Source organism: Pseudomonas sp. L-22-4S-12, assembly GCF_009799935.1.
Taxonomy (GTDB): domain Bacteria; phylum Pseudomonadota; class Gammaproteobacteria; order Pseudomonadales; family Pseudomonadaceae; genus Aquipseudomonas.
This window is the reverse complement of the sequence record NZ_WELL01000005.1, coordinates 101847-114449: the sequence shown is the minus strand read 5'-3', so window position 1 is coordinate 114449 and position 12603 is coordinate 101847. Positions and strand designations below refer to the sequence as shown.

Annotated in this window: 14 protein-coding genes and 2 tRNA genes; 11 read left to right on the top strand and 5 right to left on the bottom strand. The window is 63.0% G+C overall.

The features are described from left to right. Positions 1-13: 13 nt before the first annotated feature. The 6 genes from pal (at position 14) to nadA (ending at position 4242) form a co-directional block, all read left to right on the top strand. Positions 14-511 (top strand): peptidoglycan-associated lipoprotein Pal, encoded by a 498-nt coding sequence (pal, locus tag F3I16_RS13625; protein WP_160494127.1) that lies wholly within the window; start codon positions 14-16, stop codon positions 509-511. 6 nt (positions 512-517) lie between these two features. Then, positions 518-1345 (top strand): tol-pal system protein YbgF, encoded by an 828-nt coding sequence (gene ybgF, locus F3I16_RS13620; protein WP_160494126.1) that lies wholly within the window; start codon positions 518-520, stop codon positions 1343-1345. 193 nt (positions 1346-1538) lie between these two features. Then, entirely contained in the window at positions 1539-2186 is a 648-nt protein-coding gene (gene queE / locus F3I16_RS13615) for a 7-carboxy-7-deazaguanine synthase QueE (protein WP_160494125.1), read from the top strand. 15 nt (positions 2187-2201) lie between these two features. Then, on the top strand, positions 2202-2876 hold the full coding sequence (gene queC / locus F3I16_RS13610) for a 7-cyano-7-deazaguanine synthase QueC (protein ID WP_160494124.1): 675 nt from the start codon (positions 2202-2204) through the stop codon (positions 2874-2876). 58 nt (positions 2877-2934) lie between these two features. Beyond that, positions 2935-3010: transfer RNA gene (locus F3I16_RS13605), tRNA-Lys, on the top strand. 173 nt (positions 3011-3183) lie between these two features. After that, a complete protein-coding gene (gene nadA / locus F3I16_RS13600; protein ID WP_160078999.1) occupies positions 3184-4242 on the top strand; it encodes a quinolinate synthase NadA in 1059 nt (352 codons plus the stop codon). A gap of 52 nt (positions 4243-4294) precedes the next feature. Here nadA and F3I16_RS13595 read toward each other — a convergent pair whose 3' ends face one another. Continuing rightward, positions 4295-5728, bottom strand: coding sequence for a M48 family metalloprotease (locus tag F3I16_RS13595; protein WP_160494123.1), 1434 nt, complete (start codon positions 5726-5728; stop codon positions 4295-4297). A 106-nt stretch (positions 5729-5834) separates the two neighbouring features. On the opposite strand from F3I16_RS13595, the gene F3I16_RS13590 reads away from it, so the two are divergent. Beyond that, on the top strand, positions 5835-6074 hold the full coding sequence (locus tag F3I16_RS13590; RefSeq protein ID WP_160494122.1) for a sulfurtransferase TusA family protein: 240 nt from the start codon (positions 5835-5837) through the stop codon (positions 6072-6074). 51 nt (positions 6075-6125) lie between these two features. Here the strand turns inward: F3I16_RS13590 and F3I16_RS13585 are convergent, their stop codons facing one another. Further along, positions 6126-6599, bottom strand: a complete 474-nt coding sequence (locus tag F3I16_RS13585; RefSeq protein WP_160494121.1) for a peroxiredoxin — start codon at positions 6597-6599, stop codon at positions 6126-6128. 10 nt (positions 6600-6609) lie between these two features. Then, positions 6610-7167, bottom strand: a complete 558-nt coding sequence (locus tag F3I16_RS13580; protein WP_160494120.1) for a glycine cleavage system protein R — start codon at positions 7165-7167, stop codon at positions 6610-6612. 214 nt (positions 7168-7381) lie between these two features. Here F3I16_RS13580 and dapA point away from each other — a divergent pair, with 214 nt between their 5' ends. The 4 genes from dapA to F3I16_RS13560 all read left to right on the top strand — a co-directional run bounded on the left by dapA (position 7382) and on the right by F3I16_RS13560 (position 10668). Further along, entirely contained in the window at positions 7382-8260 is an 879-nt protein-coding gene (dapA, locus tag F3I16_RS13575) for a 4-hydroxy-tetrahydrodipicolinate synthase (protein ID WP_160079004.1), read from the top strand. Between the two features lie 17 nt (positions 8261-8277). Then, positions 8278-9393 carry an outer membrane protein assembly factor BamC gene (gene bamC, locus F3I16_RS13570; RefSeq protein WP_160488456.1) on the top strand — a complete coding sequence of 372 codons (1116 nt, stop codon included), beginning with the start codon at positions 8278-8280 and terminating at the stop codon, positions 9391-9393. Between the two features lie 100 nt (positions 9394-9493). After that, positions 9494-10363: a phosphoribosylaminoimidazolesuccinocarboxamide synthase gene (locus F3I16_RS13565; protein ID WP_160494119.1), complete on the top strand. Its 870-nt coding sequence runs from the start codon at positions 9494-9496 to the stop codon at positions 10361-10363. A 215-nt stretch (positions 10364-10578) separates the two neighbouring features. Beyond that, a tRNA-Ser gene (locus F3I16_RS13560) sits at positions 10579-10668 on the top strand. A 112-nt stretch (positions 10669-10780) separates the two neighbouring features. Here the strand turns inward: F3I16_RS13560 and F3I16_RS13555 are convergent. Next, positions 10781-12001 carry an Arm DNA-binding domain-containing protein gene (locus F3I16_RS13555; RefSeq protein ID WP_160494118.1) on the bottom strand — a complete coding sequence of 407 codons (1221 nt, stop codon included), beginning with the start codon at positions 11999-12001 and terminating at the stop codon, positions 10781-10783. Between the two features lie 2 nt (positions 12002-12003). Continuing rightward, complete coding sequence (locus F3I16_RS13550; protein WP_160494117.1) at positions 12004-12219, bottom strand: excisionase family protein; 216 nt, start codon at positions 12217-12219, stop codon at positions 12004-12006. Between the last annotated feature and the right edge of the window lie 384 nt (positions 12220-12603).

Here is a 12603-nt window from a genome sequence, read left to right as displayed (position 1 = left end):
TAGGAGTTACACCATGGAAATGCTGAAATTTGGCAAGTTTGCCGCTCTGGGCCTGGCTCTGGCCGTGGCTGTTGGTTGCTCGTCCAAAGGCGGCGACAACGCTGGCGAAGGCGCCGTTGACCCGAACGCCGGCTACAACGCCAACGGTAACGGCGTTGACGGTTCCCTGAGCGAAGAAGCCGCTCTGCGCGCCATCACCACCTTCTACTTCGAATACGACAGCTCCGACCTGAAGCCGGAAGCCATGCGCGCCCTCGACGTACACGCCAAGGACCTGAAAGGCAACGGCGCTCGCGTCGTTCTGGAAGGCCACACCGACGAGCGCGGCACCCGTGAGTACAACATGGCTCTGGGCGAGCGTCGCGCCAATGCCGTTCAGCGCTACCTGGTTCTGCAGGGCGTTTCCCCGGCTCAGCTGGAACTGGTTTCCTACGGCGAAGAGCGTCCGGTTGCCACTGGCAGCGAAGAGCAGTCCTGGGCGCAAAACCGTCGCGTCGAACTGCGTAAGTAATTCGCCATGCGCAAGTGCCTTCGTGTCGTGACCTCTCTGGCTCTCGCCCTGCCGCTCGCGGCAGTGGCCGAGGTTCCCGTGGTGGATAGTAGTGCCGGCTACGGTACTAGCAGTTATCCGCCGGTGGGTTATGGCACGAATGGCGCCTACGCCGGGGGCGGGGCAGCTGCCCCGGCCTCGGCGCAGGGTGAGCTGTTCATGCAACTGCAACAGATGCAGCAGGAAATTGCCCAGCTGCGTGGCATGGTTGAAGAGCAGCAGAACCAGATCGAGCGCCTCAAGCAGGAAAGCTTGTCGCGTTATCAGGACCTGGACAGCCGTCTGGCTGGTGGTGCCGCAGGCGCCGCAGCTCCTACCCAGAATTCTCCAGCCGCAGGCGCGATCAACGCCGGCGCTGCTCCAACGGCTCCGGCGCAGCAGGCTCCTGCTGCACCTGCCAGCAATGAACCGGCCGACCCGGCGAAGGAAAAGCTGTATTACGACGCTGCCTTCGACCTGATCAAGGCCAAGGATTTCGACAAGGCCAGCCAGGCCTTCGGCGCCTTCCTGCGCAAGTACCCGAACAGCCAGTACGCCGGCAACGCCCAGTACTGGCTGGGCGAGGTCAACCTGGCCAAGGGCGACCTGCAGGGCGCCGGTAAGGCCTTCGCCCAGGTCAGCGTGACCTATCCGACCCATGCCAAGGTACCGGATTCGCTGTTCAAGCTGGCCGATGTCGAGCAGCGCCTGGGCAATACCGAAAAAGCCAAGGGCATCCTGCGCCAGCTGATCGCGCAGTTCCCCGGCTCCTCGGCTGCGCAGCTGGCCCAGCGCGACCTGCAGCGCCTGCCCTGATCGAAGCGATGTGTTGATCAGAAAACCCGCGCTTGCCGCGGGTTTTTTATGTCTTGCCCTCCGTGGCAGCCCCCAGCGGCCGTCGCCTGCGCGACGTTAAAAATGTCTCCCGGAATTTTTTCGTTTAGAATCGCTGCCCCCTTTCCCGCAACGGAGGCGGATGGCCTGTTTCGCCGTCACGCCCGGTGCCGATATGCAAGAAACCCTGCGCATTACCGAGATTTTCTACTCGTTGCAGGGCGAAACGCGCACCAGTGGCCTGCCCACTGTGTTCGTTCGCCTGACCGGCTGCCCGCTGCGCTGCCAGTACTGCGACACTGCCTACGCCTTCAGTGGCGGCGAGATCATCAGCCTGGACGCCATCTGTGCCCAGGTCGCCAGCTACAAGCCGCGCTACGTCTGCGTGACCGGTGGCGAGCCGCTGGCCCAGCCCAATTGCATCCCGCTGCTCCGGCGCCTGTGCGATGCCGGCTACCAGGTGTCGCTGGAGACCAGCGGCGCCCTGGATATCTCCGCTACCGACCCGCGCGTCAGCCGCGTGGTCGACCTGAAGACTCCGGGCTCGGCGGAAGTCTCGCGCAATCTCTACAGCAACCTGGATCAGCTGACCGGCAACGATCAGGTCAAGTTCGTCATCTGCTCGCGCGAGGACTACGACTGGGCTGTGTCCAAGCTGATCGAATACCGCCTCGACCAGCGTGCCGGCGAAGTACTGTTCTCGCCCAGCCACCAGCAGGTCAGTGCCCGTGAGTTGGCGCAGTGGATAGTCGCCGATAACCTGCCAGTACGCTTCCAGTTGCAGCTGCACAAGCTGTTGTGGAACGACGAGCCCGGCCACTGATTCGAGGATACTGATATGACCGACAAGAAAGCCGTGGTGCTGCTGTCCGGTGGCCTCGATTCCGCCACCATCCTGGCCCAGGCCAAGGCCGCGGGCTTTGCCTGCTACAGCATGAGTTTCGACTATGGCCAGCGCCACCGCGCCGAGCTGCAGGCGGCCGAGCGGGTGGCGGCGCAGCTGGGCGTGGTCGAGCACAAGGTGGTCGGCCTCAATCTCAACGGCATCGGCGGCTCGGCCCTGACCGACAGCTCGATTGCGGTGCCGGAAGGCCCCACCGAAGGCATTCCGGTGACCTATGTGCCGGCACGCAACACCGTGTTCCTGGCCCTGGCCCTGGGCTGGGCCGAGGTGCTAGGGGCGCACGACATCTTCATCGGGGTCAATGCGGTCGACTATTCCGGTTACCCGGATTGCCGTCCCGAGTTCATCGCCGCGTTCGAGCGGGTGGCCAACCTGGCGACCCGTGAAGGCGTGGAGGGCGAGGGCTTCCGTATCCAGGCGCCGCTGCAGGCCCTGAGCAAGGCGCAGATAGTGGCGATCGGCATGCAGCTCGGCGTCGATTACGGGCTGACGGTGTCCTGCTATCAGGCCGATGACGAAGGGCGCGCCTGTGGCAAATGCGACAGCTGCCGGCTGCGCGCCGCGGGCTTCAGCGCCGCCGGTGTGGCCGACCCGACCCGTTATCGCTAAAGTTTTTTCGCGAAGGTGTTGATTTCCTGAATTAAATCAGTATCATGCGCTCCGCATCGGGTCGTTAGCTCAGTTGGTAGAGCAGTTGGCTTTTAACCAATTGGTCGTAGGTTCGAATCCTACACGACCCACCAAACTGCAAAAGAGCCAGTCGCAAGACTGGCTTTTTTTATGCCTGGGCAAAATGTTCCGGGCGCTTTCGCCGCTCCTGGAGTTGCCCCCGTCGCCGGCTGTCTGCCGTTCTAGGGCCTCCAGGGTGAATGGTATACTGGCCGCTCGCGTACCAGCGCCCGCAGGTTTGATCACTATGACGCACATTTCCGAACGCCTTTTGGTTCAAGCGCATCTCGATGCCAAGCAGCCCGTACCGCTGACGCCCGAGCAGGAAGCCTTCTACCGCAGCGAGATTGCCGCCGAGCTGAAGAAGCAGAATGCCGTGCTGGTGGCGCACTACTACTGCGATCCGGTGATCCAGGCCCTGGCCGAGGAAACCGGCGGCTGCGTCTCCGACTCCCTGGAAATGGCCCGCTTCGGCAACCAGCACCCGGCGCAGACCGTGGTGGTGGCGGGGGTCAAGTTCATGGGCGAGACGGCGAAGATCCTCAATCCGGAAAAGCGCGTGCTGATGCCGACCCTGGAGGCCACCTGCTCGCTCGACCTGGGTTGCCCGGTGGACGAGTTCTCGGCCTTCTGCGACCAGCATCCGGAGCGTACCGTGGTGGTCTATGCCAACACCTCGGCGGCGGTGAAGGCGCGCGCCGACTGGGTGGTGACCTCCAGTTGCGCCCTGGAAATCGTCGAAAGCCTGATGGATAACGGCGAAACCATCCTCTGGGCACCGGACCAGCACCTGGGCCGCTACATCCAGCGCGAGACTGGCGCCGACATGCTGCTGTGGGACGGTGCCTGCATCGTCCACGAGGAGTTCAAGGCCAAGCAGCTGCACGACATGAAGGCGCTGTATCCGGATGCCGCCGTGCTGGTGCACCCGGAGTCGCCGGAGGCGGTGATCGAACTGGCCGATGCGGTGGGCTCCACCAGCCAGCTGATCAAGGCCGCACAGACCCTGCCGAACCAGACCTTCATCGTCGCCACCGATCGCGGCATCTTCTACAAGATGCAGCAGCTGTGCCCGGACAAGGTCTTCATCGAGGCGCCGACCGCCGGCAATGGCGCCGCCTGCCGCAGCTGCGCGCATTGCCCGTGGATGGCCATGAACACCCTGCAGCGCACCCTGCAGTGCCTGCGCGAGGGCAGCAACGAGATACTGGTCGAGCCGGCGCTTATCCCTCGGGCGATCAAACCGCTCAAGCGCATGCTCGACTTCACCCAGGCGGCGCGCCTGAAGCTCTCCGGTAATGCCTGAATTGCAGACGTAAAAAAGCCCGGCACTGCCGGGCTTTTTTCTGTGCGCTGGATCAGCGCAGCATCTTGTCGATCGCGCGCTTCTCTTCCATCAGCTCCTGCTGGCGCGCATCGATGCGCGAAGCCAGGGGGAAGTTGCTGCTGGCGCGGCGCTTGGCCAGGTCCAGCTGCGACAGGGCCTGGTCGTAGTCGCCGACCAGGGCGAAGAACTCGGCGCGGGCCTGGTGCAGGCCGATGATGTTGCCGGCCAGGCCGCGTATCTCGGCGACCTGGTACCAGACATCCGGGTCGTGCGGGCGCGCCTTGAGCAGCTCGTTGATCGCCTGTCCGGCTTCCTTGGCCTGGTTCTGCTTGAGCATCAGGTCGATGCGCGCCTGATCCAGGGGATAGTTGTTCGGATATAGCCCGCGCAGGCGCTCGACACGCTGGCGGGCGTCGCTCAGGCGGTTGTTGGTGATGTCCAGGTCGACCATCGCCAGGTTGTAGGTGATGTCGTTGGGGCTCTTGGCCAGCAGCTGCTCCAGGGCCTTGCGCGCCTCGTTGAGCTGGCCGCCCTTGGTCTGGGCGATGGCCAGGCCATAGCGCGCGGCATCCAGCTGCGGATTCTCCTCGAGCATGGCGCGAAAGCGCTTGGCGGCGATGCCCGGGGTTTCCTCGAAGATCAGCTGCACGCGGGCGCGCATCAGCTGGTAGCGCAGGCTGTCCTCGACGCCGCCGGCCTGGTATTGCTCGGCGCGGTTGCGGGTGTCGGCGATGCGCGATTCCGATACCGGGTGGGTGAGGAGGAATTCCGGCGGCTTGCGGTCGTAGCGGTACTGGCGCATCAGGCGCTCAAACATGCTCGGCATGGCGCGCGGGTCGTAGCCGGCCTGTTCCAGGTTGAGCAGGCCGATGCGGTCGGCTTCCTGTTCGTTCTGCCGGGAGAAGCGCCGCTGTTCCTGGATGGCGGCGGCCTGGGCGCCCATGATGGTGGCGATGCCGGCGTCACCGGCGCCGGCGGCGGCGGCGACGATGCCGGCGAGCATGGCGGCCATCACCGGCACCTGCATGCGCTGCTGGGCCTCGATGCCGCGGGCGAAGTGGCGCTGCGACAGGTGCGCCAGTTCGTGAGCCAGCACCGAGGCATATTCGGCCTCGGTCTGCGCATAGAGGAACAGGCCGCCGTTGACCCCGATGATCCCGCCCGGCGCGGCGAAGGCGTTGAGCTGCGGGCTGTTGAGCAGGACGAACTCCAGGCGCCGGTCCTGCAGCTGGCTGGTTTCGGCCAGGCGGTAGACACCGGTTTCCACGTAATCCTTGAGCTGCGGGTCGGACAGCTGGTCGACCTGGCCGCGCAGGATGCTCAGCCAGGCACGGCCGAGCTGGTGTTCCTGTTCCGGCGAAACGATCGACGAGCTGGCATCGCCCAGCGACGGCAGGTCATCGGCAGTGGCCGGGTAGGCGAGCAGGCAGGCGAGGGCGAGCAGGGAAGGGCGCAGAAGCTTCATGCACAGGGCTCATGGCGAACAAAGGCCTTACTGTAGCCGGCCGAGCGGTCAACTGGCCAGGGTTGCGCGGCCTTGGGTATGCTTGCCGAACTTGTGGAGAGCCCCGATGACCGATGTTGTTGCCTGCGATGCCGAACTGGACGCCAGCGGCCTGAACTGTCCGTTACCCTTGCTCAAGGCCAAGCTGGAGTTGAACCGATTGCCCAGTGGGGCGGTGCTCAAGGTGACGGCCACCGATGCCGGCTCGCAGCGTGACTTTCGCGCCTTCGCCCGCCTGGCCGGGCATGAGCTGGTGCGCGAGGAAGAGCAGGGCGGGGTGTTCCGCTACTGGCTGCGCAAGGCCTGAGTCCCGGACACAAAAAAGGCCGCGTTTGCGGCCTTATCATTTGGTGTTGTTTCAGTCCTGGTTGAGTGCCTGGGCAGCGGCCAGTACGGCCTCAACATGCCCCGGCACCTTCACCCCACGCCATTCCTGGCGCAGCACGCCGCTCTTGTCGATGAGGAAAGTGCTGCGATCGACGCCCAGGTATTCCTTGCCGTAGAGCTTCTTCAGCTTGATCACGTCGAACAGCTGGCAGAGCGCCTCGTCCTTGTCCGAGATCAGCTCGAAGGGGAAGGCCTGCTTGCACTTGAAGTTCTCGTGGGACTTCAGGCCGTCGCGGGAGACGCCGAACACCAGGGTATTGGCCGCCTGGAAAGCCGGGTAGTGGTCGCGAAAACCCTGGCCTTCGGTGGTGCAGCCCGGGGTGCTGTCCTTCGGGTAGAAGTAGAGCACCAGGTGCTGGCCCTTGAGGGCGCTCAGGGAGACCTGTACGCCGCTGGTGGCGGCGGCGCTGAAGTCGGCGACCGGCTGGTCGAGGGTAACGGCCATGTGCGGCTCCTTACGGGTTCTGCGGGCGCCAGGGTTCGATCAGCGCGTCGAGGTTGAGCGAGTCGGCGAAATCGAGGAACTGGTCGCGCAGCCAGCTGATCTGGGTACCGGCCGGCAGGGTCACGGTGATGGTGGCGTTGAGCAGGGTGCCGCCGGTCTGCGGGGCCTGGTAGGTGTCGCAGGTGATGTTTTCCAGCTCGACGCGGTGGTCGCTGAAGAACTGGCACAGCTCGTTGAGGATGTCCGGACGATACACGCAGCTGACATAGGCCACGTAGGGCAGGGCCTGGGGGCGGTTCTCCAGGGCGCCGCTGCGGGTCATGTTGACGCTGAAGCTGTGCTTCTTGGCCAGTGCCGGCAGGGCCACTTCCAGGCGCGCCAGGGCGTCCCAGCTGCCGCTGACCTGCAGGATCAGCGCGCTGAACTCGCCGTGGCGGGTCAGGCGCGTGCTGACGATGGCGCAGCGGTTCTCCTGGCTGGCGCGGCACAGGACGCTGGTCAGCTCCATGGGGTTGGCGCCGAGGGCGCTGATGACGAGGAATTGTTCGCGAACCTGGGGGGTGGACATGCAGCATTCCTAAAGCAAAAGAGTGATCGGCACATGACGTGGCGAACAAAGGAGGAAGGGTAGCGAAAAGCACCGCCGAGGGGAATGCCGGTGCGGCGTACGGCGCGGCCGGCACCTCATTCCGTTTAACGGTCGGCTGGCGCCGTCCTTTGCTTGTACAACCCTGGTGGCGTCAGTACCATTACGGCTCTCTTTTTTCGGCAGGAGCGGTTGCATGATTTCGGGCAGTATGGTGGCACTGGTCACGCCCATGGACGCACAGGGTGGTCTGGATTGGGACAGCCTGAGCAAGCTGGTGGACTTCCACCTGCAAGAGGGCACCAACGCCATCGTCGCCGTCGGCACCACGGGTGAGTCCGCCACCCTGGATGTCCACGAGCACGTCGAGGTCATCCGCCGCGTGGTCGACCAGGTCAACGGGCGCATCCCGGTGATCGCCGGCACCGGTGCCAACAGCACCCGCGAGGCGGTCGAGCTGACCCAGAACGCCAAGAGCGTCGGCGCCGATGCCTGCCTGCTGGTGACCCCGTACTACAACAAGCCGACCCAGGAAGGCCTGTACCAGCACTTCCGCCACATCGCCGAAGCGGTGGCCATCCCGCAGATCCTCTACAACGTGCCCGGCCGTACCGTCTGCGACATGCTGCCGGAGACCGTCGAGCGCCTGTCGAAGGTGGCCAACATCATCGGCATCAAGGAAGCCACCGGCGACCTGCAGCGCGGCCAGGAAGTCCTGGACCGGGTCAGCAAGGATTTCCTGGTCTACTCCGGTGACGACGCCACCGCCGTCGAGCTGATGCTGATGGGCGGCAAGGGCAACATTTCCGTGACCGCCAACGTCGCCCCGCGCGCCATGGCCGAGCTGTGCGCCGCCGCCATGGCCGGCGATGCCGCTACCGCCCGTGCCATCAACGAGCGCCTCATGCCGCTGCACAAGAACCTGTTCATCGAATCCAACCCGATTCCGGTGAAGTGGGCGCTGCATGAAATGGGCATGCTGCAGGAAGGCATCCGCCTGCCCCTGACCTGGCTCAGCGCGCGCTGTCACGAACCGCTGCGTCAGGCCCTGCGCCAGTCCGGCGTACTGGTTTAACCTAGGAAGCATTACGCATGAAGCGATTGGCCGGCCTATCCGCCCTTGCCGCGATCATCTCCAGCACCAGTGGTTGTGGTTGGCTGTGGGGTGACGACGGTTATTTCCGTGACCGCAGCACCGACTACCTCGAAGCCCGGCAGACCGCCTCGATGCAGATGCCGGCCAACGTCGACGCCAAGCGCATCGACCCGCTGCTGCCGGTGCCGATGAACGTCGCCGACAGCACCGCAACCCCGGACAAGTTCGAAGTGCCGCGCCCGCAGGCGCTGGCCCTCGGCAGCGAAGCCAGCGAGTTCAGCCTGCAGAAGAGCGGCGAGTCGCGCTGGCTGGTGGCCCAGCGCAGCCCGGCGGAAGTCTGGCCGGTGGCGCGCCAGTATTTCGAGAACAACGGTTTCCGCATTGCCGAAGAACGCCCACAGACCGGCGAATTCAGCAGCGCCTGGCAGCCGGCCGAGGAGCTGGCGCCGTCCATGGCCCGTCGCCTGGGCAGCCTGCTGAACGACAGCGACAACGAAGTGCGCGTACGTGTGCGCATCGAACCGGGCGTGGTGCGCAACACCAGCGAAGTGTTCGTGGTCAGCGCCGAACGTGACGAAGGCAGCACTGCCGACGTGGCCTTCCCGGCCCGTACCGGCAATGCGCCGCTGGAAGCCTCGCTGCTCGACGGCATGCTGGCTGACCTGAGCAGCACCGCCGAGCACGGCTCGGTGTCGCTGCTGGCCGCCCGCGATTTCGATGCGCCGAGCCGCGTGAGCCTGTCCCAGGACGGCAACGGCAACCCGGTACTCAACCTCAGCACCGACTTCGACCGTGCCTGGTCCAGTGTCGGCCGCGCCCTCGAACTGGCCGACGTGCGCGTCGACGACATCAACCGCAGCCTGGGCGTGTACTACGTCAACCTGGCCGAAGGCGCCCGCCAGCCGGAAGAAGAGAAGGGCTTCATCAGCGGCCTGTTCGGCAGCGAGCCGAGCCAGGAAGAGATCGATGCCCGCGCCGAGCGTTACCAGGTTCGCCTGACCAGCGCCGCCGGCGGCGATGTGCAGGTCTCCGTGGAGAAGGACCTCAACACCGTGGCGCCGGAAGACGTGGCGCGTCGCGTGCTGCAGCTGATCCGGGAAAACCTCGGCTAAACCAGGCGCAGCCGTTCCACTGGAGCGGCCACGCAGTGAATCGATAGGCGAAACCCGGTGGGTTTCGCCTGTTTCGTTTGATCAAGGCGGAAATTCCGACATGACCACTCCCACCTCCCTGAGCCTGAAGAAAATATATTCGGGCAAGGTCCGCGACCTCTACGAAATCGACGCCAAGCGCATGCTGATGGTCGCCACCGATCGCCTGTCGGCCTTCGACGTGATCCTCGACGAGCCGATCCCGGAGAAGGGCAAGATCCTCACCGCCATCTCCAATTTCTGGTTCGACAAGCTCAAGCATTTGGTGCCCAACCACTTCACCGGCGACAAGGTCGAGGACGTGGTACCGGCCGCCGAGCTGCCGTTGGTCGAAGGCCGGGCCGTGGTGGCCAAGCGCCTCAAGCCGGTGGCCGTGGAAGCCATCGTGCGTGGCTACATCGTCGGCTCCGGCTGGAAGGAATACCAGAAGAGCGGCACCGTCTGCGGCATCCAGCTGCCGGCCGGGCTGCAGGAAGCGGCCAAGCTACCGCAGCCGATCTTCACCCCCTCGACCAAGGCCGCCGTCGGCGACCATGACGAGAACATCAGCTTCGAGCAGTGCGAGGCCATCATCGGCGCCGAGCTGGCGGCCAAGGTGCGCGACACGGCGATTGCCCTGTACAGCGCCGCAGTGGAATACGCGGCCACCCGCGGCATCATCATCGCCGACACCAAGTTCGAATTCGGCCTGGACGAAGACGGCACCCTGACCCTGATGGACGAGGCGCTGACCCCGGACTCCAGCCGTTTCTGGCCGGCCGACAGCTACGCCGAAGGCAGCAACCCGCCGAGCTTCGACAAGCAGTTCGTGCGCGACTGGCTGGAATCCACCGGCTGGAACAAGGAGCCGCCGGCTCCGGCCGTACCGGCCGAGGTGGCGCAGAAGACCGCGGACAAGTACCGCGAGGCGCTGACCCGCCTGACCCGTTGACGAGTAAAGCGCTGTCGGCAGAAGGGGAGCCTGGGCTCCCCTTCTGCATTTATGGCGGGCCGTGCGCCGCGAACCGAGCGCAGCCGCGCGACCGGATTTCCCCGCCGGCAAGGCCCGGCAACCGGGCAGATGACGCAAGCATCTGAAAGCACGCGAAAAAAACGCCGAACGGGGTTCGCCAAAGCGACTGGAGCTGCTATCATGCGCGCCGCCGTGGGAAGATGCCGGAGTGGCCGAACGGGACGGATTCGAAATCCGTTGTGTACGCAAGTGCACCTAGGGTTCGAATCCCTATCTTCCCGCCATACTCGATACCGATTAAGCCCCTGAATTCATTAATGAATCAGGGGCTTTTTCGTTTGGGGAGGAAAAGGTTTAGGGCATTTTTAGGGCAAACCATCGACGTTCCATACCGCTCTAGTCCGCTTCTCCCCGATCAACCCCCATCATCTTCGATACCAGGTCCGCCATGCTCTTAGTATCCGATGGCATCCAGCGACCATAGTGTTTCTTGACCATGGTTGTATCGGTATGACCCAGTTGGCGCGCGACCCACTCGACAGGGACAAAGGAGCTTAGGGCTTGGCTGGCGAAAGTATGGCGGCACTGGTTAACCCCTCGATGTTGCACCGTGGCCTTTTTTAGATGTGCTGTGAACCACTTGTGCAGTGACTTGGCATCCCACGGGGTACCTCTGGCGGGATTTCTGAACAGGGGCGTTATCCGTTCGATTTTGGCGCTGATGTTGTCCCGCTGAATTACCTTCACATCAATGCTTGCCGATGCTGCCGCATCAATCAAAATTTGTTGCATGAGCTGCTTTGCTGGCGAGATCAGTTCAACGTACCGCTGGCGCGAACGTTCTTTCGGAACCTTGTACTGGCCGGAGACGTGGGCTCTTTTTACATGAACTCCACCAGCCACCATATCCACGTCCTCTACCGCGAGGGCGATCAGTTCCGATATGGACAGGCCTGTCCAGCAGTTGAAAAGGATCATTCTGACGCTGCTTGGATGCTCTTGATCGGCGGATTCGATCTTTGCAATTTCCTCCCTTGTGAAGGGAAAGGCATTTTCCGGCGGATTATCAGCTTCAATGTTTCGGATTCGATCGAGGGGGTTGAATTTCAAAACCCCATCTTCAAATGCGTCAGCCCAGATTCCCCGTATCACAGTGAAAACATCGTTTACGGTTTTCGCGGAAAGTCCTTCTCGAAGAAGCGCTGCGCGGAACAGCTCTAAGTCACTCTTGCTTGTGTCGATAATGCGACGTTTACCGAGCCGGCTTTCCACGTGCCTAGCTTTGCACGCGTAATTCGTCACTGTGCTTGCTGCTTTGGTCGCGCGCTGAACCATCATCCAGCGCTCAATGCCTTCAGTGACAGTGCGCGTGTTATCCGCACCGCTTAGACCTAAGAATAGTGCGGCGCGCGGAGAGTCGGGAAAATGGCTTACAAAATCGAATTTCCCTTCCTTTATCTCGACCTGTATCGCGCGACGTTTGTTAGCGGCGTACGCGATGCTGGCTTTATTAATTGCCGCGACGGAGGGCAGAGGTTCGCGATACCTCTTTCCCTTGAATGTAAACGCTATGCGTAACTGCTTACCGTTGATCTCAACCCCTTTGGGCAGTTTCATGCTCACAGCCTACCCTCCATCCATGCTTCGATTGCTTTACGGCTGTAGACGACTCTGCGCGCTGGATCCCAGCGCCAATGCTGCCCTTCCAGCCAAAGTCCGCTAGAGCGATATTTCCTTGCTGCCTCGGTACTGATACCAAATACCGACATCAGTAAATCCTGCCGGAACCAGTCACCGGGCGCGGTTAACAGCAGATTTTTTTCCAATTTACTCATCGCGTGGGGCTTCCTCTCAGGCTTTTCCAGACTCCTATGCTGAGAGGAATTTCGTTCCAATTGCGGCCAGTTCGTACCCTTTTGAGGGCATGGAAAATTGCTGTGATCACTGCAGAGGATACTTTCCATTGAATCGATACCCTTCAGGTTACTGATGCTTCGCACACAGCTTGAAGGGCATTCAGGAAATGCAAGCTTTGCGGTTGCTGTGCGGTGTCGGCGATTCGCAGTGCGGCGAGTTCAGTATCCTGGTTGCTCGTGCCAGACGGCCTTCGGGGATGTGGAGTGCTCGGCACGAATGTTCTTTTCGGATTGGGTGATGCACTGGGCATGCCTGGCAACAGCCTCGGCGGAGGTGTGCGGGCCTGGAAAGCACCTTTCATG

What these genes read in the sequence shown, in the direction of transcription:
- queC (WP_160494124.1), top strand. Translation starts at nt 2,202, where the DNA reads ATGACCGACAAGAAAGCCGTGGTGCTGCTGTCCGGTGGCCTCGATTCC.
- F3I16_RS13565 (WP_160494119.1), top strand. Translation starts at nt 9,494, where the DNA reads ATGACCACTCCCACCTCCCTGAGCCTGAAGAAAATATATTCGGGCAAG.
- ybgF (WP_160494126.1), top strand. Translation starts at nt 518, where the DNA reads ATGCGCAAGTGCCTTCGTGTCGTGACCTCTCTGGCTCTCGCCCTGCCG.
- F3I16_RS13595 (WP_160494123.1), bottom strand. Translation starts at nt 5,728, where the DNA reads ATGAAGCTTCTGCGCCCTTCCCTGCTCGCCCTCGCCTGCCTGCTCGCC.
- F3I16_RS13555 (WP_160494118.1), bottom strand. Translation starts at nt 12,001, where the DNA reads ATGAAACTGCCCAAAGGGGTTGAGATCAACGGTAAGCAGTTACGCATA.
- F3I16_RS13585 (WP_160494121.1), bottom strand. Translation starts at nt 6,599, where the DNA reads ATGGCCGTTACCCTCGACCAGCCGGTCGCCGACTTCAGCGCCGCCGCC.
- nadA (WP_160078999.1), top strand. Translation starts at nt 3,184, where the DNA reads ATGACGCACATTTCCGAACGCCTTTTGGTTCAAGCGCATCTCGATGCC.
- F3I16_RS13580 (WP_160494120.1), bottom strand. Translation starts at nt 7,167, where the DNA reads ATGTCCACCCCCCAGGTTCGCGAACAATTCCTCGTCATCAGCGCCCTC.
- pal (WP_160494127.1), top strand. Translation starts at nt 14, where the DNA reads ATGGAAATGCTGAAATTTGGCAAGTTTGCCGCTCTGGGCCTGGCTCTG.
- dapA (WP_160079004.1), top strand. Translation starts at nt 7,382, where the DNA reads ATGATTTCGGGCAGTATGGTGGCACTGGTCACGCCCATGGACGCACAG.
- queE (WP_160494125.1), top strand. Translation starts at nt 1,539, where the DNA reads ATGCAAGAAACCCTGCGCATTACCGAGATTTTCTACTCGTTGCAGGGC.
- bamC (WP_160488456.1), top strand. Translation starts at nt 8,278, where the DNA reads ATGAAGCGATTGGCCGGCCTATCCGCCCTTGCCGCGATCATCTCCAGC.
- F3I16_RS13590 (WP_160494122.1), top strand. Translation starts at nt 5,835, where the DNA reads ATGACCGATGTTGTTGCCTGCGATGCCGAACTGGACGCCAGCGGCCTG.
- F3I16_RS13550 (WP_160494117.1), bottom strand. Translation starts at nt 12,219, where the DNA reads ATGAGTAAATTGGAAAAAAATCTGCTGTTAACCGCGCCCGGTGACTGG.